The organism is Bradyrhizobium sp. IC4060 (assembly GCF_020193715.1).
GTDB lineage: Bacteria > Pseudomonadota > Alphaproteobacteria > Rhizobiales > Xanthobacteraceae > Bradyrhizobium > Bradyrhizobium yuanmingense.
Window position 1 is genome coordinate 106,696 of sequence record NZ_JADYVJ010000009.1, and the last position, 26,993, is coordinate 133,688.

Here is a 26,993-nt window from a genome sequence, read left to right on the forward strand (position 1 = left end):
ATCTTGGGGCGGCGGCCGGCGATGAGGCCCGCACGCTCAGTCTTTCGACTTGGGAGTCTGGAACACGCTGCCCAGCGTCACGATCTCGCCGAGGCGGGCGTAGCGCGGCCCGCCGATGCGCGCGATCGGGTCGAGCGCCCTGGTCTCGACCTTACCGTCGTTGACGAGACCGTCGCGCAAATGGAACAGCACGACCTCGCCGACGATGAGCCGGCTCTTGGCGTCACCGAATTCGAGGCACTGCCGGAATCGGCACTCCATCGCGACCGGCGCGGCGGCAAGCCGCGGCACCTTGATGCGCTCGCTCGCGAGCGTCTCCAGGCCGAGATGCTCGACCTCGCTGATTTCAGGCGGATGCTCGACGGAGCTGTCGTGCACCGCATTCATCAGCGGCGTATCCGCGATGTGGATCACATATTCCTCGGTATCGAGGATGTTGTGCGCGGTGTCCTTGTAGTCGGCGCCCTTGCGGCCCACGCTGATGGCGAGCATCGGCGGCTTCTGCGAGACGAAGGTGAAGGCGCTGAACGGAGCGAGATTGAGCACGCCCGTAGCTGACAAGCTCGTCACCCAGGCGATCGGGCGCGGCACCACGATACCGGTCATCAGGCGGTAGATGCGCTCGGCGCCGAGCTCGGTCGGATCGATCCGCATCGATCAGTCCGCCCTGATATTGGCCTTGCGCACCACCGGAATCCACTTGGCGTCCTCGCGCTCGAGATAGGCCCTGAATTCGGCCGGCGTCATCGGCGTGGCTTCGCCGCCGAGCTTTTCGAACTTGTCGACCACGGCGGGGTCTTTGAGAATCGCGACCAGCGTCTCGTGCAGCTTCTCGACGATGGGCGCAGGCGTGCCAGCGGGCGCGAACAGGCCGGTGAAGGTCTGGCCGTCGAAGTCCTTGTAGCCGAGCTCGGCGAAGGTCGGCACGTCGGGCAGCGACTTCAATCGATGCGGTGAGGTGACGGCGAGCGCGCGGAACAGGCCGGCCTTGATGTGCTGGAGGCTGACCGTGAGCTGGTCGAAGGCGAACTGCACCTGACCGCCCAGGAGATCGTTGATGGCCGGCGCATTGCCGCGGTAATGCGCCGTGACCCATTGCAGGCCGAGATTCGACTGCATCAGCTCGCTGAGCAGATGGTTGGTGGTGCCGGGACCGGGCGAGGCCATGGTCAGCTTGCCGGGCTCGCGCTTGGCGAGGTCGAGAAACTCCTTGAGCGTGGTCGCCTGCACCGAGGGATGAACCTCGAGCACCAGCGGCGTCATCGAGATCGTCGAGATCGGGAGAAAGTCCTTCTTCCAATTGTAGGCGTCGCGCTTGTTGATCTCGGTCGCGAACAGCACGGGGCCGTTGGCGCCGACGAACAGCGTGTAGCCGTCGGGCGCCGATTTCGCGAAGGCTTCGCCCGCGATCATGCCGCCGGCGCCGGCCTTGTTCTCGATGACGAAGGGTTGGCCGAGCTTCTCCTGGAGCTTGTCGGCGACGATGCGCGCGGCGCTGTCGACATTGCCGCCGGCGGGATAGGGCACGATCAGCTTGACGTTGCGCGCCGGCCATTGCTGGCCGGAGGCGGGTCCCGCCAACATTGCGGCTGCTGCAGCGATGGCAATCCAGATTAATCTCATGTTAACCTCCCGGCGGCGCTTCCAATTCCATGTCGGGCGCAGACTTTCATGCATGGCATCCCGATCGGAGCGCAATCTCCAGATGCGCGCTTGCCCTGTCGAGCGAATTGTGGCGTTCTTGTCCATATTATGGACAAACGACGCGCAACGAAATCCACCCGCAGCGCCGTGGAGCCGCGACATGGCGCGCAGGCGATCCGGCGCGCGCTCGCGGTGCTGCGCATCCTGGCCGCAGGGCGCGAGGACGGTGTGCCATTGGCAGAGGTGGTCCGCACCACCGGCCTCACCCGCCCGACCGTGCATCGCATCGTCCACGTGCTGATCGAGGAAGGCATCGTCGAGCGGCACGGCAGGAGCGGCCGCTACGCGATCGGCAACCAGGTACCGGAACTGGCGCTGGCGCGTCCGCGGCCATCGCGGCTCTTGGTCGCCGCAAATCCGTCGCTGCAGCGCGCGTCCGCCGCGATCGGCGACACGCTGTTCCTGACGGTGCGCACCGGCAACGACACGCTGTGCGTCGATCGCCGGATCGGCGTCTACCCGATCCAGGTGCTGTCGATCGAGGTCGGCGCGCGCCGGCCGCTCGGCGTCTCCAGCGCCGGCGTTGCCATTCTCGCCGCAATGCCGGCGCAGGAGGCGCGAAAGATCGTCGCGGCGAACGAGAAGCGGTTCGAGGCCTACCGGACCGACGTCGCGACCGTGCTCGGCGAGGTCACCGCCGCCAGGCGCCTGGGATATGGCATGAGAGAGATCGGACTGGTGCAGGGGACGAAATCGATCTCGACCTGGATCAAGACGCCGGACGGGCAACCGGCTGCAGCGATGACGGTCTCCGCCGTTCGCACGAGGCTCGGGCCAAGGCGCGAGCAGGAGGTCGCGGAGATCCTGCTGCGGGAGGCGCGGGTGATCGAGCAGGCGATCGGGGGGTGAAGCGCGGACGGCGCCTCTTCGCCTCTCCCGCTTGCGGGGAGAGGCCGGAAATTTGCGCAGCAAATTCCGGGTGAGGGGGAGCCTCCGCGAGTCCAGCTGCCATCATCTTCGTGGAGAGAGCCCCTCACCCCAACCCTCTCCCCGTAAGAACGGGGCGAGGGAGCGCACCGCCGGCGCGGCTGGAGCTCGCTTCAAACCCAGCGCTGTCAATGGGCTGACGTACCGCTCCGTTTTATGGCACAACGCTGCATCGCCGACCGACCAACGAGGCCACGCATGCCCGCGCCGAAACCGCCTGCCTTCGACACCCTGAGCCTGCATGCGGGCCAGCATCCGGATCCCACGACCGGCGCCCGGGCGGTGCCGATCTACCAGACCACGTCCTACGTGTTCCAGGATTCCGATCACGCCGCCGCGCTGTTCAATCTGGAGCGTGCCGGCCACATCTATACGCGCATCTCCAATCCGACCACCGGCGTGCTGGAGGAGCGGCTTGCGGCGCTGGAAGGCGGGGTCGGCGCGATCTGCACGGCGAGCGGCATGGCGGCGCTGCACCTCGCCATCGCCACGCTGCTCAATGCCGGCGACCACATCGTGGCGTCGAGCTCGCTCTATGGCGGCACCATCAACCTCTTGGCGCACACGCTGCCCCGCTTCGGCATCACCACCACCTTCGTCAAGCCGCGCGATCTCGACGCGTTCCGCACAGCGATCAAGCCGAACACGAAGCTCGTGATCGGCGAGACCATCGGCAACCCTGGCCTCGAGGTGCTCGACATCCCGAAGGTTGCGGCGATCGCGCATGAGGCCAAGATTCCGCTTCTGATCGACAACACCTTCGCCACGCCCTATCTCAGCCGCCCGATCGAGCTCGGTGCCGACATCGTGATGCATTCGGCAACCAAATGGATCGGCGGCCACGGCATTGCGATCGGCGGCGCTATCGTGGACGGCGGCCGCTTCGACTGGCGCTCCTCCGGCAAGTTCGGCGTGCTGACTGAGCCCTATGGCGGCTATCACGGCATCGTCTTCGACGAGCAGTTCGGCACCGCCGCGTTCATCATGCGCGCCCGCACGGAAGGCCTGCGCGATTTCGGCGCCTGCCTGTCGCCGACCAATGCGTTCCAGCTGCTCCAGGGCGTCGAGACGCTCGGCGTGCGCATGGACCGGCATATGCAGAACACGCATCTGGTGCTGGAGGCGCTGAAGTCCAACAAGGCCGTGGACTGGGTGCTGCACCCGTCGCTCGAGGACCATACGGACTACCAGCTTGCCAAGACGCTGCTGCCGCGCGGTGCCGGCTCGATCGTCTCCTTCGGCATCAAGGGCGGCCGGCCTGCCGGACGCAAGTTCATCGAGAGCTTACGCATGATCAGCCATCTCGCCAATGTCGGCGACGCCAAGACGCTGGTGATCCATCCGGCCTCGACCACGCATCAGCAGATGGACGCCGAGCAGCTCAAGGCGGCCGGCATCGGCGAAGAGCTGGTGCGGCTCTCGGTCGGCATCGAGACCGCAAGCGACATCATCGACGACCTCAACCAAGCGCTGCGCATCTCGCAAAAGGCCTGACACCATGAAGCTCTCCGTCAACGGCACCGATGTGTTTGTCGCAACCGGTGGCCGCGACTTCGACAAGTCCCTGCCCGCGGTCGTCTTCATCCACGGCGCCGGCTTCGACCATTCGACCTGGGCGTTGCATACGCGCTGGTTCGCCCATCACGGCTTTGCCGTGCTGGCGCCCGACCTGCCCGGCCACGGCCGCTCTACTGGGCCTTCGCTCGGCAGCATCGCCGAGATGGCCGACTGGACGGCGGCGCTGCTCGATGCGGCGGGCGCCGCAAAGGCGCATCTGATCGGTCACTCCATGGGCTCGCTGATCTCGCTGGAGACCGCCGCGCGACATCCCGACAAGGTGTCAGCGCTGAGCCTGATCGGCACCGCCGCGACCATGACGGTGGGTCCGGATCTGTTGAAAGCCGCCGAAGCCAACTCGCAGGATGCCAACGACATGGTCTCGATCTGGGGCCTCGGCTTCAACGCGGAGCTCGGCGGCAGCCTGGCGCCGGGCCTGTGGATGCATGGCGGCGCGCAGGCGGTGCTCAGGGCATGCGAGCCGGGCGTGCTGTTCAGGGATCTGTCGGCCTGCAACTCCTATACGAATGCGCTTGCCGCTGCGGCGACCGTGAAGGTGCCGACGACGCTCATCCTCGGCGAGCGGGACATGATGACGCCGGCGAAGGCCGGCAAGGCGCTCGCCGCGGCGATCCCGCATGCAAAGACCGTTGTGGTGCCCGGCGCCGGCCACATGATCATGGCCGAGCGGCCGGACGAGCTGCTGGCGGCGCTGAGGAACTAAAGTTGTCTACGCATGATCTTTCCGGAAAACCGCTTCGCACTTTTCCGGATCATGCTTTAGGCGGATCAATCTTCCGTCTTGCGCGTTGCGGTCAGACATCCCTCTCACTCAAGAAGGGAACTGGACCATGCCGAGACAGGAAGTCATTCGCAAAGCCAGGCAAGACAAGCGCGCCGGCAAGTCGGCCAGCACGCAGGCCGGCGAATTCGTCAAGGACGAGATCGACAGGATCCGGAAAGGCAAGCACGGCGCACGCTCGACCAAGCAGGCCATCGCGATCGGCCTCTCCGAAGCGCGTCGCGCCGGTGTCGATCTGCCGCCACCGCGCAAGGGAAGCACTAAGAAGTCGACGCGCCGTAGTGCCAAGTACGCTTACGAGGTCGGCCAGGGCAAACGCACGCCGAAGCGGAGGCCAAAAGTATCGCGCGCCGCCACGAACGCTCTGAAGAAGGAACCGCGATCGACCGCATCGCGCAGTGCGCTGTCGAAACAGGCCAAGCGAGCCGCAAGCCGCCGAACCGCAGCGTCCCGTTCAGCCGCCGCGCGCAAGGCAAGCCACACCAAGGGTGCCAAGGTGCGCTCCGCCGCCGCGAAGAAGGCGGCGCGCACCAGGGCGCGCCGCCAGAGCTGATCAGCTCAGGCGGCGTCAGGCGGATTCATCTGGCGCGGTCAGAAGTGGTCGGCACCACATCGCGGGCGTCTGTGGGGTGGGCAAAGCGAGGCGTGCCCACGATTTCTTCGCCGCGTTGGGCAGGTCGTGGGCACGGCGCAAATGCGCCTTTGCCCACCCTACGATTCCGTCGATCGTGGAAAGAGACGGCTCACTCACCACATCGTCGCGGCGGCGCGCTCGGGCCAGATGCGGTCGTATTCCGCGCCGCCGACTTTGTTGTCGCTCATCTCCGCAAGAATCTGCCCCGGTGTCGGCAGCGTCTTCGGATCGACGCGCTTGTCGGGATTCCAGAGGTCGGAGCGAACGATGGCGCGGGCGCACTGGAAGTAGATTTCGTCAACGTTCATCACCATGACGCTGCGCGGCGCCTTGCCCTCGACCTTGAACGAGGCCAGCAGCTCCGGATCGATCGACAGATGCGCGCGGCCGTTCGCCCGCACCGCATTGCCCGAGCCGGGAATCAGGAACATCAGCGACACGCGCGGGTCGCGCACGATATTGCGCAAGGAATCGACTCGGTTGTTGCCGCGGCGGTCGGGCAGCATCAGCGTCTTGGGGTCGTGGATGCGGACAAAGCCGGGCAGATCGCCGCGCGGCGAGCAGTCGATGCCTTCGGGCCCGATGGTGGCGAGCGCGGCGAACGGCGCCTTCTCGATGAAGATGCGGTAGAGCGGGGTGACGTGGTCGGCAACTTTGACGGTCGAGGCATCGTTCGTGACGCCGTAGATGGCCTCCAGCTGCTCGACCGTTTCAATCACCGTCATTCCACTCTCTCCGTGTTATTGCCCGCAACTAATCTTGCCAGCCTTGATTCCTGATCACGCGCACGAGCTGGCGGCTGTGATAGTCGGCGCTGCCGGCATTGAGGATGGTGACATCGGCGTGTGCCGAGGCGTCATCGACGCTGCGCGACAGCCGCTCGGCGATGTTGCCATCGCTTTTCCGGGCGCGCGCGGCAAGCCGCTGCGCCAATACGTCCGGCGGCGCCGTGATCGCGACCACCACGACGTTGGCATAGGCGCGGCGCAAGGCAGCGATCACGGTGCGTGAGACGTTGGCAACGATGGTGCGGCCCGCGCGGACGTCGTCGTTGATCTCGAGCGGCAGTGCATAGGAATGCCCATGCGCCTCCCAGTGCACGGCAAAGTCGCCGTGCTCGCTCGCGCGGCGGAATTCGTCGGGACTGACCGCGATATTGTCTTCATCGGCCGAGGACGCACGCGTCACGATGCGGCGCGGGAAGACGATGTCGGGATCGTCGCTGCAAGCCGCCTGGGCCAGCCGCAGCAAGGTATCCTTGCCGGCGCCGCTGGGGCCGACCACGAGCACGAGCCGGCCGGGGCCGATCGCACCCGTCTCGCCTTCGCCCGTGGCCGCCATCTCGCTCATGCGACGCGGTGTCCTTCGCGCCAGACGCTGCGGACCACGGGAACGTGGCCTGCGACATGGACGCGGATCAGATCGGCGCGCTTGCCGGTCGCGACCTCGCCGCGGTCGGTGAGGCCGACCGCTTCGGCGGGCGCTTTCGTCACGGTGCGGACCGCGGCCGGAAGGCTGATCGCGGGCACATGCTCGGGCAATTGCAACGCGGCCATCAAAAGGCTCGACGGGATGTAGTCCGACGACAGGATGTCGAGCAGGCCCTCGCGGGCGAGATCGACCGCGGCGATGTTGCCGGAGTGCGAGCCGCCGCGCACCACGTTCGGCGCGCCCATCAGGATGTCGATGCCGGCCTGGTGCAGGCCGCGCGCGGCCTCAAGCGTGGTCGGGAATTCCGCGACGGAGACGCGGTCGCGCACGGCGTCCGCGACGTTCTCCTCGGTGGTGTCGTCGTGGCTCGCCAGCGGAATGTTGTACTCATGCGCCAGCGCCACGATCTCGCGCATGTTGGCCGCGGCATAGAGCCTTTGATATTCGAACCGCTTTGCGAACAGCTCGTCGAGCTCGGCATCGGTCTTGCCGCCGCCCTTGCCGCGATAATAGTCGCGCAGCTTGACCTCGTCGCGAAACTGGCGCTGGCCCGGCGTGTGGTCCATCAGCGACATCAGCTTGACGTCGGGACGGTCGATCAGCTCCTTGGCCTCCTCGACCACGCTTGGCATCGGGATCTCGCAGCGCAGATGCAGGAAGTGATCGGCGCGCAGCAGGTTGGCCTCGCGCGCGGTGGTGATCGCGGCGGCGAGCACGCCGGCGCGGCCATCGACCTCCTCGGCGCCGTCCTCGCGCCAGACCCGGAGCGAATCGAACACGGTGGTGATGCCCGAGGTCGCGAGCTGGCCGTCATAGGAGATGACGGCGGCGACAGGATTCCAGAACACTTTTGGCCGCGGTACGTAATGCGCCTCGAGATGGTCGGTGTGGAGTTCGATCAGGCCGGGCATGATCAGATCGCCGCCGGCATCCTCGGCACCCGCGGGCGCAGTCCCCTCGCCGATCTCCGCAATGCGGCCGTCGGCAAGCGCGAGCCAGCCCTGTTCGATCACCCGGTCAGCCAGCACGATCCTGGCGTTGGCGATCACGGATTCCTTCTTCATTTCCCCATTCCTTCAGGCCGCGGCGGCAAAGCCGGTGACGTCGACGATGCGGTCTGCAATCAAATGACGGATTTCGTCGTCATGGACAATGGCAACCATGGCGACGCCCTGACGTTTCTTTTCAGCGACCAGCTCGACCACCACGGCGCGATTGGCCGCATCGAGCGAGGCGGTCGGCTCGTCCAGCAGAAGGATCGGCAGGTCGGAGATGAAGCCACGGGCGATGTTCACGCGCTGCTGCTCGCCGCCGGAGAAGGTCGCGGGGGGAAGCTGCCAGAGCCGTTCGGGGATGTTGAGACGATGCAGCAGCTCGCCGGCGCGCGCCTGTGCGTCTGCCCGGCTCATGCCATTCGCGATCAGCGGCTCCGCGACGACGTCGATGGTGGCGACGCGCGGCACCGCGCGCAGGAACTGGCTGACATAGCCGATGGTGGAGCGGCGGATGTTGAGCACCTGGCGTGGCTCGGCGGTGGCAAGATCGACCACTTTGCCGCGATGGCGGATGCCGATGCAGCCGCTATCGCAGCGATAATTGCCGAAGATCATCTTCAGGATGGACGACTTGCCGGCGCCCGACGGCCCCGACAGCACGACGCACTCGCCTGGATTGACCTGGAAGGTCACGCCACGCACGACAGGCAGCTCGATGCCGCCCTGCAGGTGCATCGTAAAGGTCTTGCCGGCGTCAGTGATTTCGATCATGGCGGTCATTGGAAAGCTCATATCGTAAAGTTCATGGCGGCAGGATCGAGGAGACGAGGAGCTGGGTATAGGGCTCGCGCGGGTCGTCGAGCACCTGGTCCGTGAGACCGGTCTCGATGACGCGGCCGCCTTTCATCACCATCACGCGGTGCGACAAGAGGCGCGCCACCGCGAGATCGTGGGTGACGATGATGACGGCGAGGTTCAGCTCGGCGACGAGGCTGCGCAAGAGATCGAGCAGGCGCGCCTGCACCGATACGTCAAGGCCGCCGGTCGGCTCGTCCATGAACACGAGCCGCGGCTCGGTAACGAGGTTGCGGGCGATCTGGAGGCGCTGGCGCATGCCGCCGGAATAGGTGCGCGGCGCATCGTCGATGCGCGCGACGTCGATCTCGACGCGCGTCAGCCAATCCGACGCGGTCTCACGGATGCGGCCGTAGTGATTCCACCCCACCGCCATCAGCCGCTCGCCGACATTGGCGCCGGCAGAGACCGCCATGCGCAGGCCCTGCGCGGGGTCTTGATGCACAAAGCCCCAATCGGTGCGGAACAGGAAGCGGCGCTCGGCCTCGCCGAGCGTCGTGAGATCGCGGGTGACGCCATCACGCATCCGATAGGACACATGGCCTGCACTCGGCGCGAGCTGGCCCGACAGCATTTGCAGCAGCGTCGACTTGCCCGAGCCGGATTCGCCGACGATCGCCAGCACCTCGCCGGGATAGAGCGAGAACGACACGTCGCGACAGGCATTGATGCGGCCGAACGACTTGCTGAGGGATTTTGCGACCAGCAGCGGCTCGTCGTTCTCGACCAGATTCTGATCAGCCATTCGCGGCCTCCTGCGCCTTATCCTTGTACGGCGCGGCACTGAGGCTGCCGTGATGGCCGGCGGCCTGGCGGCCCTCGCAATAATCGGTATCCGAGCACACGAACATGCGCCCGCCCCTGTCGTCGGTCACGATCTCGTCGAGATAGGAATTCTCCGCGCCACAGAGCGCGCAGGGCGCGTTGAAGCGGTAGGGCTCGAACGGGTGATCCTCGAAATCGAGCGACACCACCTGGGTGTAGGGCGGGATGGCGTAGATGCGCTTCTCGCGGCCGGCGCCGAACAATTGCAGCGCCGGGGAATTGTCCATCTTGGGATTGTCGAATTTCGGCGTCGGCGACGGGTCCATCACATAGCGCGCGTTGACCTTCACCGGGTAGGCATAGGCCGTGGCGATGTGGCCGAAGCGTGCGATGTCCTCGTAGAGCTTCACATGCATCAGGCCGTATTCGGCGAGCGCGTGCATGCGCCGCGTCTCGGTCTCGCGCGGCTCGAGGAAGCGCAACGGCTCGGGGATCGGCACCTGATAGACCAGCACCTGGTTCTCGTTCAGCGCCGTCTCGGGGATGCGGTGACGGGTCTGGATCACGGTTGCCTCGTCCGTCGCCGTCGTGGTCGCAACGCCCGCGGTCTTGGCGAAGAATTTGCGGATCGAGATCGCGTTGGTGGTGTCGTCGGAGCCCTGGTCGATCACCTTCAGCACGTCCTGCGGCCCCAGGATCGCGGCCGTGACCTGCACGCCGCCGGTGCCCCAGCCATAGGGCATCGGCATTTCCCGGCTGGCGAACGGCACCTGATAGCCGGGGATGGCGATCGCTTTCAGGATCGCGCGGCGGATCATCCGCTTGGTCTGCTCGTCGAGATAGGCGAAATTGTAGGCGGGCGCGTTCATTCCGCGGCCTCCTTCATGGCATCGGGCGTATTGGCATCGGCGAACTCCTGACGCAGCTTTCGGAGCAGGCCGAGCTCGGACTGGAAGTCGACATAGTGCGGCAGCTTCAGGTGCTCGACGAAGCCGGTCGCCTGGACGTTGTCCGAATGCGACATCACGAACTCCTCGTCCTGCGCCGGTGCGAGCGCCTCCTCGCCGAGCTCACGGGCGCGCAATGCGCGGTCGACCAGCGCCATCGACATGGTCTTGCGTTCGCTCTGGCCGAAGGCGAGGCCATAGCCGCGGGTGAAGCACGGCGCCTCGGTCGCCGAGCCCTTGAACTGGTTGACCATCTGGCACTCGGTGAGCTCGATCGCACCGAGCGGCACGGCGAAGCCGACGTCTTCCGCGACGAATTCGACCTCGACCTCGCCGAAGCGGATCTCGCCGACGAAGGGATGGTTGCGGCCGTAGCCGCGCTGGGTGGAATAGCCCATCGCGAGCAGAAAGCCTTCGTCACCGCGCGCGAGGTTTTGCAGGCGCAAATCACGGTCCGCGGGGAAATTCAGCGGCTCGCGGGTGAGATCGCCGACGCTGGCGCCGTCCTCGGCTTCCGGCGATGATTCGATCAGCCCGTCGCGCCCGAGAATGTCTGTCACGCGCGGCGTCGGCGCGGTGGAGGCTTCGGCCGCAGCCGGCCTCTCCGGCACAAAACCTTGGGCGAGCGATGGATCGAGCAGGCGGTGCGTGTAGTCGAAGGTCGGCCCCAGGATCTGGCCGCCGGGAATGTCCTTGAAGGTCGCCGACACCCGCCGCTGCACCCGCATGATGCCGGTGTCGACCGGCTCGCTGGCACCGAAGCGCGGCAGCGTGGCGCGGAAGGCGCGAACTAGGAAGATCGCCTCGATCAAATCGCCGCGCGCCTGCTTGATCGCAAGCGACGCGAGCTCGCGGTCATAGAGCGAGCCTTCGCTCATGACGCGATCGACGGCCAGGCCGAGCTGCTCCGAGATCTGGTCGAGCGTGATTTCCGCAACGCTCTGGTCGCCGCGCCGCTTATGCGCGAGCAGGCGATGGGCGTTCTCGATGGCGCGTTCGCCGCCTTTGACTGCGACATACATGCTTCTAGCTTCCCTTGCTCACGACGCGCGTGGTGCGGGGGATCGCGACCACGGCGTCATCGGCGACCAGCACCACATCGATGCCGCGCGGAAACAGCGCTTCGTTCATATTCAGGCGCTCGAACAGGTCGAACGGCTTGATCGACGCTTGCAGCGTGGCGACCCCGTCGATGCCGGGGCCGCGCAGCTCGAAGCTGCGCCCGGAGGCGAGGCTGTCGACCTGGATGATGACCGTGGTCGACCGGTCCGGATACTCGCTGGTGCCGAGCGCGAAGGATTCGAACGAAGGCAAGGCGCCGCCGTCACTGATGAGCGCGAACGAAGCAACCGACGAATCCTGCACAACCGGCGCTCCGGTGTGGAACTTCAGCCACTTCGTCACGTCCGCGCTTTCCGCCATCCGTGCGTCGAGCCAGAGCGGCGTGTCGTGGTCGAACAGCGTCAGCGCGATCGCGGCGGTGCCTCGCATCATCGGCCCTGGCGCCCCCGCCATCGGCACGATGCGCTGGACCGAGCCCGGCCGCGCCATGGCGTCCATGACCGAGCGAAATGTCGATTGCGCCGACAGCACCTTGTCGGCGAAACCCGGCGGCAGTTCCGCAATCGTGGTCATGATCTCACCCCTCACCGCGCACCATGGTGTAGAAATCAACCTTCGTTGCGGCGGCCGCTGCCGCCGCCTGCTTGCGCCTGACCATAAGCTGCTCGCGCAACGGCGCGATAACGTCGCGCTCCACCGCTCCGCCGAAATCGCGGGACTGCACCAGCGCATCGCACAGCGCGATCAGACGCGCCTTCTCACCGTCGCGGCCGAGCGTGTAGCCGAACCCGACCTCGCCGCTCGCAAGCCGCACCGCGGCGCGCGACACCGTCGCTTCGCCGAGGTTGAACGGCGCGCCGTCGCCGCCGACTCGGCCGCGCAGCATGACGAGGCCGTTCTCGGGCGTGCGCAGATCCTGATGGTCCGGGAGGGCCAAGTTGCGGAGGCGAGCGGCGATCTCGCCCGCCTCCGCGTGCGCCAGCACCGCCATTGCGGCCTTGCGCTGGGCTTGCTGGTCGTTGTGCTGGGTCACCTGGTCCATCGAACCTTCTACAGAACTTGCCGCACCGAAGTTGTCTATAATAATAGACAACTTCATACGGACGCGCCATGACTGTTTCGTGACAATGCTGTGATTTCTGGAGTAGGTTTCCCGCGACATGAGCATGCAGGACACAGCCTCCTCGGGCGTCGCGCTATGGCGCCTCGTGGCCGATGGCATCGAGCGCGGCATCGCCGACGGCCGCTTTGCGGCCGGCGACAAATTGCCGGGCGAGATGGAGATCGCCGAAACCTATCGCGTCAACCGCCACACCGTGCGGCGCGCGTTGGCAGCCCTCGCCGAGCGCGGCCTGGTGCGCGCCGAGCGCGGCAGCGGAACCTATGTCGAGGCGCAAAAGCTCGCTTATCCCTTGCGCTCGCGCACGCGCTTCTCCGAGATCGTCGGCGCCGATGGCCGCGAACCGCATGGCCGGCTGATCGAGGCGACCGATGACGTTGCGACGCGCGAGCTCGCACGAGAGCTGGGATTGAAGACCGGCGCGCCGCTGGTGCGGATCGAGGCGATTCGCCTCGCCGACCGCACCCCGATCTGTGTTTCCACCACCTGGCTCTCGGCTGACCTGTTCCCGGATGCAGGCGCCGTGTTCGCGGCAACGCGCTCGATGACGAAGCTGCTGGAGCATTTCGGCGTCCGCGATTATCGCCGTGGCGCAACGAGAATCACCGCGGGGATTGTCGACGCGAGCGACGCCGCACGGCTCGACCTGGCGCTGGGACGGCCGATCCTGGTGGTCGACGCCACCGACCACGATCTCACGGGCAAGCCGCTGGTGACGAAGCACTCGCGCTTTGCGGCAGAGCGGGTGGAGTTTTTGGTGGAGAACGCTTAGATCAGAGCGTTTTCCAGCGAAGCCTGCCCTCGGACTTGATCCGGGGTGGAAACGATTTGCGTCGAGAAAACGCGTCAAAACTAGAATCAGAGCTCCGTTCCGATCCAATCGGAACGATAAGACTGCAGCACGACGTTAGGCGACCGTCCGCTTGCCGATGATCGCGAAGCGCAGCTTGCCGGAAATCCAGTCGATCGACGATACCGTTATCAGGATTAGGAGGATCAGAAACGATACCTTCTGCCATTCCAGCACCCGGATCTGTTCGGCAAGCTGAAGGCCAATGCCGCCAGCGCCAACGATTCCGATGATCGTCGCCGATCGCGTGTTCGACTCGAAATAGTAGAGCACCTGGCTCAGCAAGACCGGGAATACCTGCGGCAGCAATCCGAACCGGACGCTGTGGAGATGGCTGCCGCCCGATGACCGAACGCCTTCCGCGGGGTTCTTGTCGGCGACCTCGATCGCTTCCGAGAACAGCTTGCCGAACGTTCCGAAATCGCTGCAGATCACGGCCAGGATGCCGGCAAACGGCCCCAGCCCCACGACGCCGACCCAGATCAGTGCCCAGATCAAGGTATCGACTCCACGGATGGTATCGAGGCCACGACGGGTCAATAGGCGGATGATCCGGTTTGCAACCACGTTGCGCGCCGCCAGCAGGGATACCGGCAGCGCGAGCAGCGCGCCACCCAGCGTGCCGAGAAACGCGATCGACACCGTCTCTCCGAGCGCATACAGATATTTCAGGACCTCCGCCCAAGAACCCGGGTTGGGCGGCAACATGAGCTGGACGAATTCGCCCAGCCTGACCATGCCCTGGGAGAGCCGATTAAAGGGAATATCGAGCTGGACGATCCCGAACAGGAACAGCCCGACCGCCCCGCCGACGAGTATTGCGATCCTTCCCCGCTGCCACCAATCGGTCCGGAAGACGTCGGGATACCGTTCGGCAATGCCGGCCCGGTTTTCAAAACTGAAGGAGCTCATCGGGTGCTTCCCTCCAGCCCGAGCAGGCGGTGTCGCAACCGTTCCGTCAGGAAGTCGATCAACATGACGGTAAGGACGATGAGCAGCAGGATGGCGCTGACGTCGGTGAAGTAGAACTTGCGAACCGCCTCGATCAGATCCTGACCGATCCCGCCGGCGCCGACGAAGCCCATCACGGCGGCGCCCCGCACGTTGATCTCGAACCTGAGCAAGGCATAGCTCACGAAGTTCGAGAGGACCTGAGGCAACGCGCCGAACCGAACGACCTGAACCCAGCTGCCCCCGCTTGCCGCCACCCCTTCGACCGGCTTGCTGTCGATGTTCTCGACAACCTCGGCGAATTGCTTGCCCAACGCTCCGGCGGTATGGATTGCAATCGCCAGAACGCCCGGCAGCGGCCCGAGACCAAAGGCCAGCACGAAGATCAGGGCAAACACGATCTCCGGCACGGTCCTGAAAAACTCCAGAACGCGCCGGGTGACGAAAACAGTCGTTCCTGATTTCACGAGATTGGCCGAGGCGAGGAAGCAAAGTGCGAAACCGCACAGCGCACCCGAGAGGGTGCCCATATAGGCGATCAGCAACGTATCCCCGAGAAGCCGTGCCCAGCGCGGCAATCCCCACAGCCAGTCCGCCAAATCGCTCCATGCGGTCGCGAACGAAAATTTGGGTGCGATGCTGACGAAATAGGCCGGGAAGCGCCAGAAGTTCTCGACAAAATTCCCGAGACTGACCTCGCCCATCCAGCCCGCGGCAATGGCAACGGCGATCAGGACGGCGGCACCGAGCCATACGCGGCGGCGCTTGGCGGCAATTGCGGCCGCATAGCGATCGCCAAGCTCACGCAGCCTGGCTTCCGGAAATTCGGGAACTGCTGTTCGCATGGGATGTTCGCGAGAGCCGACGGGCAGATCTTGCGATCTGCCCGACTTGTCCAACCCTTCGTTTCCCTCAGGATTTCTGCTTGCGAATGCTGTCGACAAACTTGGTCAGTTCGATCACGGCGTCATACGCCTTGTGGCCGACCTCGACGTAGGGCAATTGCTTCCCCTCGTAAATCTTGTCGAAAGCCGCCTTGTCCTTCACCGCAATTTCCAGCACTGCTTTCTTGATCGCCGCCTTGAGGTCGTCAGGCAGGCTGCTGAGATAGGCCATCGGCGAGTTCACGATCTGCTCGGACTTCATGATGATCTTGAAATCAGCGGCCTTCGCCATGCCCTTCCGTTCCATCCGGAGCAGGTTCGATTCCTTCTCGTCGTTCCACCAGTTGAACGCCGCGTCGCAGGTGCCCTGGGAAAGCCCGATCACCGCGTTTTCATGGCTCCCCGAATAGACCACCTTGGCGAAGAACTTTTCCGGGTCGATGCCCATCTTGTTCATCGCGAAACGCGGCACGTTGTTGCCGGAAGTCGAATTGGGATCGACGAGGCAGAGGTTCTTGCCTTGCAGGTCCTTAATGTCCTTGTAGCTCGAATCGCTTTTGACATAGAGAACCGAGTAATAGCCTTTGGTGCCGTCGCCGTTCACCTCGATCGCGAACGGTTCGACCTTCGCGCCAATGATGTAGGCACGCGCGTAGGACGCCGGGCCGTACATCGCAATGTGAATGTTTCCTGCACGCTGACCTTCGATCACCGCGGCGTAGTCGTTGGCGATGCGCAGCGTGACCTTGGTTCCAAGCTCGCGGGACAGGTACTCCGTCAGAGGCGTCCAGCGGTTGGTGGTGCCGGAGGCATTCTCGTCGGGGACTTTTGCGAAGATCAACTCAGGATATTTTGCCTTCCAGTCCTGCGCCGCAGCGGCTGAAACTGAAAATGCCAGGGCCGCCGCAGCGGCAACGATCGTACGACGGTCTATCATGACGTCTCCCATTTCAAGGTTATGAAACTGTCGAGTTCCGGCTCTACGACCAGGCTCGATTTAAAGAAGCAGCGATCAGGCCACGGCAACCGTGCGGAGGGCAGGAACTGCCGTGCCGACCGATGCATCCGCGGGCGCAACATCCATGACTTCATTCGCCTCGAGATCGTACAGCTCGCGCGCGATATGATCGGTCAAGGCCGCCGGCGCGCCGTCGAACACCACCCGCCCCGCGGCCATCCCGATCAGGCGGTCGCAATAGCTGCGGGCGAGATCGAGCGAATGCAGGTTGCAGAGCACGGTGATACCGAAATGCTTGTTGATGCGCAGAAGCGCATCCATCACGATCTTGGTGTTGCGGGGATCGAGCGAGGCGATCGGCTCGTCGGCAAGGATAATGTCGGGCTGCTGAACCAGCGCCCGCGCGATCGCCACGCGCTGCTGCTGACCGCCCGAGAGCTGGTCGGCGCGCTGGGCCGCGATGGCAGCCATGTCGAACTGCTCGAGCGCCGACATCGCGATGGCCTTGTCTTCTTCGGGCCAAAGCTGCAGCAGCGACCGCCATGTCGGCACCGTCGACAGCCGCCCCATCAGCACATTGGTGAGGACGTCGAGCCGGCCGACGAGGTTGAACTGCTGAAAAATCATCGCCGACCGCGCACGCCACTGCCGCAGCTCCTTGCCGCGCAGCGCGGTGACGTCGACGCCTTCGAACAGGATGCGGCCTTCGGAGGGCTCGATGAGGCGGTTGATGGACCGCAGCAATGTCGACTTGCCGGCGCCGGATCGCCCGATCACCCCGACGAAGCCGCCAGGGGAAACTTGAAACGAAGCATCGTCCACAGCGGCCTTCGCGCCGAAGCGACACGTCAGGCCTTCAACCACCAGCATCGAGGGGCTCCAGAGTAGCTGGAGCCAACCGCTAACGCCCGTGGTTAACACTTGTGTGACAAGGCTGCTGCAGTGCGGCCATCCTACGCACGTCATCCCCTGTCATCTCATTGTCACGACACCGTCATCCGGCCGCTCGAAGAAAGACGCCCGCCCTCGCACTTCGGATGCAACATGGCCGCCAAAGCTCTTTCGGTTCAGCCGACCGTCGATCCCTCGGCCAAGCTGCATGAGACCAGGCTTGGCGCCTACACCGAAGTCGGCGCGCGCACGATCCTGCATGAAGTCGCGATGGGCGATTATTCCTATGTCGTGAACGATGCGCAGATCACCTACGCCACCATCGGAAAGTTCTGCTCGATCGCGGCGATGACCCGCATCAATCCCGGCAACCATCCGATGCATCGCGCCACTCAGGCGCATTTCACTTACCGATCCAGCGCCTATTTCGAAGGTGAGAGCGACGATCTCGAGTTCTTCGACTGGCGCCGCCGGCATCACGTTCATATCGGCCATGACGTCTGGATCGGCCATGGCGCGATCGTGCTGCCGGGCCGCAACATCGGCACCGGCGCGGTGATCGCCGCCGGCGCGATCGTCACCAAGGACGTGCCGGCCTACAGCATCGTCGCCGGCAATCCGGCCCGCATCGTGCGGCGGCGATTCTCGGAGGAGATCGCCGGACGGCTCGCAAGGCTTGCTTGGTGGGACTGGGATCACGACAAGTTGCGCGAGGCGCTGCCCAATTTCCGCAAGCTCGGGATTGAAGATTTCCTCTCGTCATACGAAGCAAAAGCGAGCTCACTCGCCAATTCTCCTGCCAGCAAACGAAGCGCGGTCGCGTGACAGACATATTCATCGAAGGCGGCCGGGCCCTGATCGGCGCCGAGCTCGTCGAAACCTCCCTTCTCGTCTCCGGAACAGACATTGCAGAGGTCGACGCCTCTCGCGGCCGGGCGCGGCTGGCGCTGGATGCCCGTGACCTGCTGGTGCTGCCCGGCATCGTTGATCTGCATGGCGATGCCTTCGAGCGCCAGATGATGCCGCGCGCCGGCGTCGACTTTCCGATCGACGTCGCGCTCGCCGACAGCGACCGCCAGGCGATCAGCAACGGCATCACTACCGTGTTTCACGCCACAACCTGCTCGTGGGAGCCGGGCCTGCGCAGCGCCGACAATGCGCGCGGTCTGATGGAGGCGATCGAGCGGCAGCGTCCTCAATTCGCCGCCGACACCCGCTTCCACCTGCGGCACGAGACCTTCAATCTCGATGCCGAAGCGGAGATCGCACAGTGGCTCAGCGAGGGCCGCGTCGACCTGTTCGCCTTTAACGATCATATGGACGGCGTCGTTGCCGACATCTCCAACCCACGCAAGCGCAACCGCATGGTGGAGCGCACCGGTCTGTCGAGCGACGAATTCGACCGGCTGGTCGAGCGCGTGGTCTCGCGCGCCGACGAGGTGCCCACCTCGGTGTCACGCCTGGCCGCCGCGGCCCGCACCGCCGAGGTGCGGATGCTCTCGCACGACGATTCGAGCCCGGCGATGCGCCGGGACTTTCGCGAGCTCGGCGCCTTGATCGCGGAGTTTCCGATCAACGAGGAGACGGCGCGCGCAGCGGCCAGCCACGGCGATGCCATCGTCTACGGCGCGCCGAACGTCGTGCGCGGCGGCAGCCACACCGGCTGGACCAGGGCCTCCGACATGATCGCCAAGGGGCTCTGCTCGGTGCTGGCGTCTGACTATTATTATCCCGCGCAGCTGCTCGCCGCGTTCCGCCTGGCCGCCGATGGCGTGGTGCCTCTGGCTCAGGCCTGGGATCTGGTCTCCGCCGGCCCGGCGCGCGCGACCGGCCTCACCGATCGCGGCCTGCTCGCGGAGGGACGCCGCGCTGACATTCTCCTCGTCGACGACAACGTGAAGCTGCGGCCGCGGCTGATCGCGGTGATCTCAGGCGGCAGGCTCGTGCATCTCACCGACGCGACGCGGCTGCTCACCGCAGTGGCGGCCCCGCGCGAGACTGTCGTCGCGGCGTAAATTGGTTATGCTGAGGCAATGACAGGTTTCCCCCGCTACGCGATCTATTATGCCGCAGGCCGCGACAGCGCCCTCTCCCGCTTCGGCGCCGAGCTGCTCGGCTATGACGCCTACAGCGGCGGCGAGATTTCGTTTCCAGAGCAGGCGCTGCACGCCGCGCCCGACTGGCGCGAGGTCAGCGCCGATCCTCGCAAATACGGCTTTCACGCCACGCTGAAGGCGCCGATGGCGCTGGCGCCTGGCAATACCGAAGCCGAGCTGCTGGCCGCCTGCGCGGCCTTCGCGGGCAGGACACGTCCGATCCCGGCGATCCGACCAGTGGTCGATGCCATCAGCGGCTTCATTGCCGTTATTCCGGCCGAGCCGATGGAAACGCTCCAGCAACTTGCCGCTGATTGCGTTCGCGAGTTCGACCCGTTTCGCGCCGCGCTGACGGCGGAAGATCGCGCTCGGCGCAAGCCGGAGAAGCTCAGCGAGCGGCAGCGCGATTATCTCGACCGCTGGGGCTATCCTTACGTGATGGAAGAATTCCGCTTCCACATGACGCTGACGGGGCGGCTGGATGCGGAGCGGCGCGGGCCGATCCTTCAGATGCTGCGAACACGGTTTGCGGCGCTGGGGATCGAGACGCTCGCGATCGATCGCATTGCCCTGTTCAAGCAGGATGATGCCAAGGCGCGGTTTCGCATCATCGGCGAGTGGGCTTTGGTGCGGTAGACCTCAGCGCGAGGTCGCAAGATTGAAAGCGAGCGCCACCGCGCCAACCAGAACGAGGCTGATCGCCCAGACTGCATCCAGGTTGAACCAGCTTCGCGAGACGAACCTCAGTCCCAGATGGCGGTAGACCAGCCACGCCAGACATCCGCCGGCGCCGACCATGGCGGCAACGTGCACCAGCGACACCAGCACCGCCATCCCGAGATTTGCCGTCATCAGCGCGCCCGCCGCCTGATGGCCGGCATCGAGCTCGAAGGCCTGGCAGAGCCCGAGATAGATCGGCACGAGCATCAGGGCAGCGCCGTGAGCGATGGCGACGGCAAATGACCAGAGCACCAATTGCGTCGGCGGAATTCGTGCCAGCGCGCGCGGATGACGCCGGTCGATCAGCCGGTAGACGCCAAAGCCGATGACGAGAAGACTCGCGACGATCTGGATTGGACGCTGCCATTCGGCCAGTACGAGCAGGAAGGCGAACGGCAGCAGCACGAGAAGTGTTGCCAGGAGGTGCCCGGCCGCCAGAGCCCACAATGCACGGAAGAGCGCGAGGGGGCTCTTGTCCATGAGCCCGGCCGAAACGGCGAGCGGCCATCCCATTCCCGGATTGACCCCGTGGTAGAGACCGCTCGCAACAAGCGCGAGCCACAGCCAGCCAAGGGCCGGGCTCGCCTGCGTGCCATCTAGACCGACGGGTAGCAAAATGAGTCCGTCGAACAGTCGCCGCCCTCGAGCCTGATCTGGTGCGCACGATATCCGTCGGGGAAGCTCACGAAATAGTCCTTGTCGAGCTCGAGGCCGCCGTTGCGACCGACATTGGCCATGACTTCCACGCCCGGAACCCCGTCGGGATAGAACTGGTCGTCCCAGGTGGAATAAAGCGAATTGGTCCAGTACACGCGCCGGCCGTCGCGGCTGATCTCGACCATCTGCGGACCCGCCGCAAAGGGCTTGCCGTTCGGATGGGGCGTGCGGCGCGCGATGCCGCCGATGTGGACTGAGCCCGCAAGCTTCGGCTTTCTGGGATCGCTGACGTCGTACTGGCGCATCTCACCCGTGCCCCAGCACGAGACATAGAGAAACCGGTCGTCCATCGACAGGTCGATGTCCGTCACCAGCGGCGGCACGGCGCCAAATCCCTGCAGCAGCGGCGGCAGCTTCTCCTTGGGCGCGGGTTCGGGAGGGATCGTCGCCGTCTTCTCGGCATGGAATCTTCCGTCCTCGCGCCACCAGGTCCAGATCGACGCTTCGAGGTTGGTGGTGTCGACCACGACGCCAACGAAGCCGTACTCGCGAACCGGATCGTGCGCGGGGCGCACCTCCAGCGCCATCTGATGATTGGCGCCGAGGTCGATGGTCTGGACGTTGCGACGCGCGCGAAGGTCCCAGAAGTGGAGACGATGGCCATATTTGTTCGCAAGCAGATCTTCCGGGACGATCCCGTTCTCGAACTGCGGCGGTAACGCCCATTCGCTCGTCACCATGTAATCGCGCGGCAGATTCCACCAGAAATCATAATGCAGCGTCTGCGGGCCACGGTCGATCTCCCATCGTCCAAGAACTTCGAACGTCTCGCAATCCATGATGAAGACGCCCGGAGGTCCATTGGTGCCGTCCTTGCCGCCGCCGCCCAGCGTGCTCACGTAAATGCCGTCCGGCCCGCAATGGATCGTGTGCGGCCGCGAGTAGCCGGTCTTCTTGAAGACCTCCTCAGGCTCGATGATCTTGTGGATCTTGGCCTGCGTCGGATCGGGCTTGGTATCGATGACGTAGATCCGCGACGAGCGCAGCCCCGGGATGATGAGATAGCGCCGCTCGATGAAGGCGTGTCCGGCGAGCGGCGACAGGGCGGAGGAGCAAGCATTCCAGCCGAAATGGTGAAACTCATCACCCTTGTTGGGCATCGTTACGGTGTGGACGATCTGGCTATAGGTCGGCGATCCCGGCTTGACGTCGATGACCGCGAGAGCATCCGGCTTTGAGAAATCCGGACTGAGCAGCAAGGTGTAAGCAAAATTCTCCGCAGGCGCTTCCATCGCAAGCTTGGGCGATGCGTGAAAGGTGGGATCCGGCCTCATCGTCATGGCACTGCCTCCCTGTTCTGTCGGTTTGCACCAACCTGGCTCGGGATAGTGGCAAAAGAAGAGCTGTTGCGCGATGTCCTGAGAATCTCCGCAGGGCCGGTTGGCGCGCGTACATTATGCCATCGCGGGGCTATGGGGAACGGCCCGGCACGCGCTAATTCGACGCCTTCAGGCGAAATGGGCATCCCTCGTTCATTTCGAGCGAGGGCGCACAAGTCGCTCCTCGCAGCCTTCGTAGGGTGGGCAAAGGCGCAAAGCGCCGTGCCCACCGCTCTTCCCGCGGGCGCGCAAGTTGGTGGGCACGCTTCGCTTTGCCCACCCTACGACAGCTTCACGCAATGACGGGGGAGAGAATTACTTCCCCCACCTGAGCGCCAACGCGTCGCGCTCCTTGGCGAGCTCCAATAGCCCGGCGCGCGTCGCCGGATGCAGCGGCTGCAGCGGATGGCGCACCGCCTCCGACTTGATCACGCCGCCGGCCTGCATCATCACCTTGCAGGCGATCAGGCCGCATTGGCGGTTCTCGTAGTTGATCAGCGGCAGCCAGCGCTCGTAGGCGGCCTTCGCCTTTTCGCGATCGCCCGCGAAATAGGGATCGATGATCTGGCGGATGCCGTCGGGATAGCCGCCGCCGGTCATGGCGCCGGTGGCGCCGGCGTCGAGATCGGCGAGCAGCGTGATCGCCTCCTCGCCGTCCCAGGGGCCCTCGATGTCCTTGCCGCCCGCCTCGATCAGGCTGCGGAGCTTCGAGGCCGCGCCCGGCACCTCGATCTTGAAATAGCGGATGTTGGAAAACTCGCGCGACAGCCGCGCGAGCAACTCGACCGACAGCGGCGTGCCGGCAACCGGCGCGTCCTGGATCATGATCGGGATGTTGATCGCGCCGGAGAGCACCTTGAAGAATTCGACGATGCCTTTCTCGGGGACGCGGAAGGTCGCGCCGTGATAGGGCGGCATCACCATCACCATGGCGGCGCCGGCCGCCTCGGCCTGCTTGCTGCGCGCGGCGCATACGGCCGAGCTGAAATGGGTGGTGGTGACGATCACGGGAACCCGGCCGGCCACATGGTCCAGCACCGCATGCATCACCGCGTCGCGCTCGGCATCGGTGAGCACGAACTGCTCGGAGAAATTGGCGAGGATGCAAATGCCGTGCGAGCCGGCATCGATCATGAAATCGATGCAGCGGCGCTGACCCTCGAGGTCGAGCTCGCCGCGCTCGTCGAAGATGGTGGGCGCGACCGGGAACACGCCGCGATAGGGGCGTTGGGCCTTGTGTGGGGTGACCGGCATCGAACTCTCCATCCCTGATGTCTTGCGTCTGTCGCCGCGCCCGCGGGAGCGAGGCGGCACAGATGTACCCGCAGTGCCGAGCTGCGGCAATGCCCGCGCGACATCAGGTGGAAAGAGTACGAAAATCAGGCGCTCTTCACGGCGCCCAGGAAACCCTCGACCGCGACGCGGAGACGATCGGCGTCCGCCGACATCTTCTTGACGGACTCCGACAGCACCGTCCCGGCATTGCCGGTCTCCTGGTTGAGCCTGGCGACGCTGCCGATGGTATCGGTGACCTCGCGGGTGCCCTGGGCCGCCTGCTGGAAGTTGCGCGAGATCTCCGTCGTGGCCGCGCGCTGCTGTTCGACCGCGGCGGCAATCGCCGTCATCTTCTCGTCGATGCCGCCGATGGCGCCGCCGATCAACCGGATCGCGGCGACCGCCTGGCCGGTCGCGCCTTGGATCTCCTCGACCTGGCGCGAGATCTCTTCCGTCGCCGTCGCGGTCTGCGCCGCAAGGCTCTTGACCTCGCCTGCAACCACCGCGAAGCCGCGGCCGGCCTCGCCGGCGCGCGCGGCTTCGATGGTGGCGTTCAATGCCAGCAGATTGGTCTGGGCCGCGATCGCGTTGATCATCTTCACGACCTCGCCGATGCGGCTCGCCGTCTGATCGAGGATCTCGACCGTCGCATTGGTCTGCTCGGCCTGGGCCACGGCCTCGCGGGCCTCGCGGGCGCTCGACTGCACCTGCGCGGAGATCTCGCCCACGGATGCGGAGAGCTCCTCGGTCGCGGCGGCGATGGTCTCGAGATTATTGGTGGCCTGCTCGGCTGCCGAGGACACCGCCGCGGTCTGGCTGCTCGATTCCGTGACCAGCGAGCGCACGCCGCTTGCGGTGGCATCGAGGTCCCGCGTCGAGGCTGCGACGCTCTGGATGACGGCCTGCACCGTCTCGTCGAAGGTGCGGCAGGCGGCATCGACGGTGCCGGAGCGGGCGAGCTGCAGCGCCTGCTGCGATTCGCGTTCCTTACCCAGCCGCTCCGCGGTCGCCGCGCTCTCGCGCAGGCTTTCGAGCGCAGCCGCCATGGTGCCGAACTCGTCGGGATGCCGCGATTGCGGCACCGGCGTCGCATAGTCGCGGGCGCTGATGCGCGCGATGGCGTCGAGGATGGCGCGCACCGGGCGCATCAGCCGGTTGCGCACCACAAACACGCCCGCGACAGTCACGGCCAGTGCGAGCAGGAAGCCGAAGGATTGCACGATGAGATTGGTGAGGGCTTTCGCCTGAACCGCCTCCGCGTGCGCGATCGACAGGTCGAGCGCCTTGCTCGCGACCGCGACGATCGACGCGAACGGAGCCTGGCACAACGTGTTCCATTCCGCGGCGGGCATCGCGGGCCGGCCGCTGCCGTCGAAGCCCTTGGTGATCTCGCCGATCTGCTTGAGGGCGCCGTCAGTCTTGGCCCTCGCCTCCTTGGCCGTGTTGACGAGGTCGGCCGGCACGTCAGGCGCAGCCAGCAGCTCCTCCATGCCGGTCCAGCCGGCGGTGACGACGCCGTTCCATCCGGCCACGGTCTGCTTCTGGGCATCGTCGAGCGGCTTGCTGGCGTTGACGTTCGGCCGCAGGGTCGAGCACTGGATGCCGTAGCGGTCGCGCACCTGCCAGGCGAGGCGGCGGGCCTGGATCATGCGGGCGATGTAAGGATCGTTCATCCAGGCGCGGTTCGACACCGCGGTGGACGCGAGATTGGCGGTCTCGATCACCTTGGTGACTGCATCGTACCAGGGCGCGGTCCGCTCCAGCTTGCGCTCGGCGCGCGGCAGCTTGGCCTCGTCGTAGAACAACTGGAATTTTGGCGCGGCCTCGCTCCAGCGCTGCTTCAGAGTGCTGGCGAGCTCGTCGCGGCGGGCGAATTCTACGGTAGAGAGCGCCGCGCTGATGGCGTCAAAGCCGGCCTGTTCCGCCTTCTCGGCAATGCCGAGCTTGGCGCGCGGGTCGTCCTCGCCGAGCAGGGCGCTCTGGGCATCGCCACGATTGCTGCGCAGGGCAACCACGCCATGGAAGATCGACTTGTCGGCATTCGCGAGCCGCTCGGTCTCCAGACTGTCGCTATAGCGGCCGAAAGCCCCGACCATCTGGATGGCCGTGCTGGTCAGCGCGCCGGCCGCCAGCAGCGTCATCAGGACCAGGAGGAGCGTGCTTACCGAATTCTTAAAAATGGACATGGGTTGAGGGGCCTAACTCTCCGGGGAGGCCACCTTGCACCGCCACGTGCCAATGTTTCGTTAAGGTTTGAGTTGAATCGAAACGATCCAACCTGCACGCATTCGGAATCCTATCCTATTCTGGTGAAGTCCGGCGGGCGGCGCTCCGCAAACGCCGTAAACGCCTCGCGCGCTTCGGCGGTGCGCAGGCGCTGCGCGAACTGCTCGCCTTCGGCCTGCATCTGCGCGACCAGCGCCTCGCCGTTGCGCATCAGCCGCTTGGTCGCGATGAGAGCCCCGGCCGGCTGGCGGGCGAGACGCTGCGCCAGCGCAAGCGCTTCGGCATCGAGCCTATCGAGCGGCACCACACGGTTGGCGAGTCCCCATTCCAGCGCCGACCTCGCCGGCACGGTTTCGCCAAGCGCGAACATCTCGTAGGCGCGGGCATAGCCGATGCGCGCCGGCATCAACAGGCTGGAGGCGGCTTCAGGCACCAGCGCGAGGCTGACGAACGGCGTCGACAATTGCGCGTTGTCGGCGAGCACGACGAGGTCGCAATGCAGCAGCATCGTGGTGCCGACGCCGACGGCACGGCCCTGCACGGCCGCGACCAGCGGCCGGGTGCAACGCGCCAGCGACTGGATGAAGCGCACCACGTTGCGGCTGCCTTCGGACTTGCCGGCCGCGACGGCCGCGAACTCGCCGACGTCGTTGCCGGCGGTGAACATGTCGCCCTCGCCGCGGATCAGGATCACGCGGGCGGATGGGTCGAACTCGGCGGATTCGATCGCATCGGCGAGCTTGCCGTACATCGCATCCGTCAGCGCGTTCTTCTTGTCGGGACGTGCCAGCGTGAGGGTGAGGATTCCGCCGCTATTCTCGATCCGGACCTGCTCGGTCATTGGTCTGCTCCGTGTTATTCGTCTGAACGTCTTGGAAACTTGTCCTGAATGCTCGTCAGCCAGCGTGCGACGATGTCGATTTCCGCGGCCGTGAAACCTTCCGTCAGCGCCGCATTGACCTCCGCCGCGCTGGTCTTGGCCTGCGCCAGCGCGGTGCGCCCCTTCGGCGTCAACCAGATGCGAAAGGCGCGGCCGTCCTCGCGATCGGCCCGCCGCTCGACCAGCTTCGCAGCCACCGTCCGGTCGACGAGACCCGAAATGCCGGCCGGTCCCATGTCGAGCGCCGCCCCAGCCTCGCCCATCAGCGCGCCATCCTGCTTGCCGAGAATGAACAGCAACCCCGCCTGCGCCGGCGTCACCGCGCTCTCGGGCCGCGCCGCCATCCAGCGCTGCAGCCGGCGCTGGGCGACACTCAGCAAGTAGATCAGCCGATGGTGCTGCGCGCCGGCGCCGTTATTTCGCATGC

At 65.5% G+C, this 26,993-nt stretch carries 29 protein-coding genes; 8 read left to right on the plus strand and 21 right to left on the minus strand.

Going from position 1 to position 26,993, the window contains the following annotated elements; translation table 11 throughout:
* Nucleotides 1-36: 36 nt before the first annotated feature.
* Nucleotides 37-654: a flavin reductase family protein gene (locus tag I6F16_RS26025; protein ID WP_036026965.1), complete on the minus strand. Its 618-nt coding sequence runs from the start codon at nt 652-654 to the stop codon at nt 37-39.
* A gap of 3 nt (nt 655-657) precedes the next feature.
* Nucleotides 658-1,623 carry a tripartite tricarboxylate transporter substrate binding protein gene (locus tag I6F16_RS26030; RefSeq protein ID WP_036014388.1) on the minus strand — a complete coding sequence of 322 codons (966 nt, stop codon included), beginning with the start codon at nt 1,621-1,623 and terminating at the stop codon, nt 658-660.
* Nucleotides 1,624-1,752: 129 nt separating this feature from the next.
* On the opposite strand from I6F16_RS26030, the gene I6F16_RS26035 reads away from it, so the two are divergent.
* The 4 genes from I6F16_RS26035 to I6F16_RS26050 all read left to right on the plus strand — a co-directional run bounded on the left by I6F16_RS26035 (nt 1,753) and on the right by I6F16_RS26050 (nt 5,543).
* Entirely contained in the window at nt 1,753-2,553 is an 801-nt protein-coding gene (locus I6F16_RS26035) for an IclR family transcriptional regulator (protein WP_036014389.1), read from the plus strand.
* A gap of 276 nt (nt 2,554-2,829) precedes the next feature.
* Nucleotides 2,830-4,125 carry an O-acetylhomoserine aminocarboxypropyltransferase gene (locus tag I6F16_RS26040; protein ID WP_225113382.1) on the plus strand — a complete coding sequence of 432 codons (1,296 nt, stop codon included), beginning with the start codon at nt 2,830-2,832 and terminating at the stop codon, nt 4,123-4,125.
* Nucleotides 4,126-4,129: 4 nt separating this feature from the next.
* Nucleotides 4,130-4,912 carry an alpha/beta hydrolase gene (locus tag I6F16_RS26045; protein WP_036026951.1) on the plus strand — a complete coding sequence of 261 codons (783 nt, stop codon included), beginning with the start codon at nt 4,130-4,132 and terminating at the stop codon, nt 4,910-4,912.
* Between the two features lie 127 nt (nt 4,913-5,039).
* The gene (locus tag I6F16_RS26050) at nt 5,040-5,543 is read left to right on the plus strand and encodes a DUF6496 domain-containing protein (protein WP_036026948.1); all 504 of its coding nucleotides are present in this window, start codon (nt 5,040-5,042) and stop codon (nt 5,541-5,543) included.
* Between the two features lie 194 nt (nt 5,544-5,737).
* Here I6F16_RS26050 and I6F16_RS26055 read toward each other — a convergent pair whose 3' ends face one another.
* From I6F16_RS26055 to phnG, 9 genes are read right to left on the minus strand one after another with little or no spacing between them, the layout of a single operon-like run.
* The gene (locus I6F16_RS26055; protein ID WP_036014393.1) at nt 5,738-6,349 is read right to left on the minus strand and encodes a pyridoxamine 5'-phosphate oxidase family protein; all 612 of its coding nucleotides are present in this window, start codon (nt 6,347-6,349) and stop codon (nt 5,738-5,740) included.
* Nucleotides 6,350-6,377: 28 nt separating this feature from the next.
* Nucleotides 6,378-6,974: a phosphonate metabolism protein/1,5-bisphosphokinase (PRPP-forming) PhnN gene (phnN, locus tag I6F16_RS26060; protein ID WP_225113383.1), complete on the minus strand. Its 597-nt coding sequence runs from the start codon at nt 6,972-6,974 to the stop codon at nt 6,378-6,380.
* Nucleotides 6,971-8,119, minus strand: a complete 1,149-nt coding sequence (locus I6F16_RS26065; protein WP_128264913.1) for an alpha-D-ribose 1-methylphosphonate 5-triphosphate diphosphatase — start codon at nt 8,117-8,119, stop codon at nt 6,971-6,973. Before I6F16_RS26065 ends, phnN begins: the two co-directional genes overlap by 4 nt.
* 12 nt (nt 8,120-8,131) lie before the next feature.
* On the minus strand, nt 8,132-8,830 hold the full coding sequence (gene phnL, locus I6F16_RS26070; RefSeq protein ID WP_225113384.1) for a phosphonate C-P lyase system protein PhnL: 699 nt from the start codon (nt 8,828-8,830) through the stop codon (nt 8,132-8,134).
* Between the two features lie 22 nt (nt 8,831-8,852).
* Nucleotides 8,853-9,650, minus strand: a complete 798-nt coding sequence (gene phnK / locus I6F16_RS26075) for a phosphonate C-P lyase system protein PhnK (protein ID WP_036014398.1) — start codon at nt 9,648-9,650, stop codon at nt 8,853-8,855.
* Nucleotides 9,643-10,539: an alpha-D-ribose 1-methylphosphonate 5-phosphate C-P-lyase PhnJ gene (locus I6F16_RS26080; protein WP_225113385.1), complete on the minus strand. Its 897-nt coding sequence runs from the start codon at nt 10,537-10,539 to the stop codon at nt 9,643-9,645. The genes phnK and I6F16_RS26080 overlap by 8 nt, the downstream gene beginning before the upstream one ends.
* Complete coding sequence (locus tag I6F16_RS26085) at nt 10,536-11,639, minus strand: carbon-phosphorus lyase complex subunit PhnI (RefSeq protein ID WP_225113386.1); 1,104 nt, start codon at nt 11,637-11,639, stop codon at nt 10,536-10,538. Before I6F16_RS26085 ends, I6F16_RS26080 begins: the two co-directional genes overlap by 4 nt.
* Nucleotides 11,640-11,643: 4 nt before the next feature.
* The gene (phnH, locus tag I6F16_RS26090; RefSeq protein WP_225151941.1) at nt 11,644-12,252 is read right to left on the minus strand and encodes a phosphonate C-P lyase system protein PhnH; all 609 of its coding nucleotides are present in this window, start codon (nt 12,250-12,252) and stop codon (nt 11,644-11,646) included.
* A 4-nt stretch (nt 12,253-12,256) separates the two neighbouring features.
* Nucleotides 12,257-12,721: a phosphonate C-P lyase system protein PhnG gene (gene phnG / locus I6F16_RS26095; protein WP_225113388.1), complete on the minus strand. Its 465-nt coding sequence runs from the start codon at nt 12,719-12,721 to the stop codon at nt 12,257-12,259.
* A 118-nt stretch (nt 12,722-12,839) separates the two neighbouring features.
* Between phnG and phnF the strand changes: the two genes are divergently transcribed.
* Nucleotides 12,840-13,571, plus strand: coding sequence for a phosphonate metabolism transcriptional regulator PhnF (phnF, locus tag I6F16_RS26100; RefSeq protein ID WP_109145402.1), 732 nt, complete (start codon nt 12,840-12,842; stop codon nt 13,569-13,571).
* 135 nt (nt 13,572-13,706) lie between these two features.
* On the opposite strand, the gene phnE (I6F16_RS26105) is transcribed toward phnF, so the two are convergent.
* The 4 genes from phnE (I6F16_RS26105) to phnC form a co-directional block, all read right to left on the minus strand.
* Nucleotides 13,707-14,561 carry a phosphonate ABC transporter, permease protein PhnE gene (phnE, locus tag I6F16_RS26105; RefSeq protein WP_225147308.1) on the minus strand — a complete coding sequence of 285 codons (855 nt, stop codon included), beginning with the start codon at nt 14,559-14,561 and terminating at the stop codon, nt 13,707-13,709.
* Nucleotides 14,558-15,445: a phosphonate ABC transporter, permease protein PhnE gene (phnE, locus tag I6F16_RS26110; protein ID WP_225147383.1), complete on the minus strand. Its 888-nt coding sequence runs from the start codon at nt 15,443-15,445 to the stop codon at nt 14,558-14,560. Before phnE (I6F16_RS26110) ends, phnE (I6F16_RS26105) begins: the two co-directional genes overlap by 4 nt.
* A gap of 67 nt (nt 15,446-15,512) precedes the next feature.
* Nucleotides 15,513-16,421 (minus strand): phosphonate ABC transporter substrate-binding protein, encoded by a 909-nt coding sequence (gene phnD, locus I6F16_RS26115; RefSeq protein ID WP_225147307.1) that lies wholly within the window; start codon nt 16,419-16,421, stop codon nt 15,513-15,515.
* 75 nt (nt 16,422-16,496) lie between these two features.
* Nucleotides 16,497-17,312 (minus strand): phosphonate ABC transporter ATP-binding protein, encoded by an 816-nt coding sequence (gene phnC / locus I6F16_RS26120; RefSeq protein ID WP_225144940.1) that lies wholly within the window; start codon nt 17,310-17,312, stop codon nt 16,497-16,499.
* Between the two features lie 174 nt (nt 17,313-17,486).
* On the opposite strand from phnC, the gene I6F16_RS26125 reads away from it, so the two are divergent.
* The 3 genes from I6F16_RS26125 to I6F16_RS26135 are packed head-to-tail and all read left to right on the plus strand — an operon-like array spanning nt 17,487 to nt 20,065.
* Complete coding sequence (locus I6F16_RS26125) at nt 17,487-18,158, plus strand: chloramphenicol acetyltransferase (protein ID WP_225147306.1); 672 nt, start codon at nt 17,487-17,489, stop codon at nt 18,156-18,158.
* Nucleotides 18,155-19,348, plus strand: coding sequence for an alpha-D-ribose 1-methylphosphonate 5-triphosphate diphosphatase (locus I6F16_RS26130; RefSeq protein WP_225147305.1), 1,194 nt, complete (start codon nt 18,155-18,157; stop codon nt 19,346-19,348). Before I6F16_RS26125 ends, I6F16_RS26130 begins: the two co-directional genes overlap by 4 nt.
* A gap of 18 nt (nt 19,349-19,366) precedes the next feature.
* Entirely contained in the window at nt 19,367-20,065 is a 699-nt protein-coding gene (locus tag I6F16_RS26135) for a DUF1045 domain-containing protein (protein ID WP_109145407.1), read from the plus strand.
* Between the two features lie 3 nt (nt 20,066-20,068).
* Here I6F16_RS26135 and I6F16_RS26140 read toward each other — a convergent pair whose 3' ends face one another.
* The 6 genes from I6F16_RS26140 to I6F16_RS26165 all read right to left on the minus strand — a co-directional run bounded on the left by I6F16_RS26140 (nt 20,069) and on the right by I6F16_RS26165 (nt 26,991).
* The gene (locus tag I6F16_RS26140; protein ID WP_109145408.1) at nt 20,069-20,662 is read right to left on the minus strand and encodes a hypothetical protein; all 594 of its coding nucleotides are present in this window, start codon (nt 20,660-20,662) and stop codon (nt 20,069-20,071) included.
* Between the two features lie 83 nt (nt 20,663-20,745).
* Nucleotides 20,746-22,146, minus strand: coding sequence for a selenium-binding family protein (locus I6F16_RS26145; protein ID WP_225147304.1), 1,401 nt, complete (start codon nt 22,144-22,146; stop codon nt 20,746-20,748).
* Between the two features lie 354 nt (nt 22,147-22,500).
* The gene (locus I6F16_RS26150; RefSeq protein ID WP_225151955.1) at nt 22,501-23,439 is read right to left on the minus strand and encodes a dihydrodipicolinate synthase family protein; all 939 of its coding nucleotides are present in this window, start codon (nt 23,437-23,439) and stop codon (nt 22,501-22,503) included.
* Between the two features lie 125 nt (nt 23,440-23,564).
* Nucleotides 23,565-25,646: a methyl-accepting chemotaxis protein gene (locus I6F16_RS26155; RefSeq protein ID WP_225174128.1), complete on the minus strand. Its 2,082-nt coding sequence runs from the start codon at nt 25,644-25,646 to the stop codon at nt 23,565-23,567.
* Nucleotides 25,647-25,756: 110 nt separating this feature from the next.
* On the minus strand, nt 25,757-26,527 hold the full coding sequence (locus tag I6F16_RS26160) for an enoyl-CoA hydratase (protein WP_225174129.1): 771 nt from the start codon (nt 26,525-26,527) through the stop codon (nt 25,757-25,759).
* Between the two features lie 14 nt (nt 26,528-26,541).
* Nucleotides 26,542-26,991 (minus strand): MarR family winged helix-turn-helix transcriptional regulator, encoded by a 450-nt coding sequence (locus tag I6F16_RS26165; protein WP_036026867.1) that lies wholly within the window; start codon nt 26,989-26,991, stop codon nt 26,542-26,544.
* Nucleotides 26,992-26,993 lie beyond the last annotated feature (2 nt).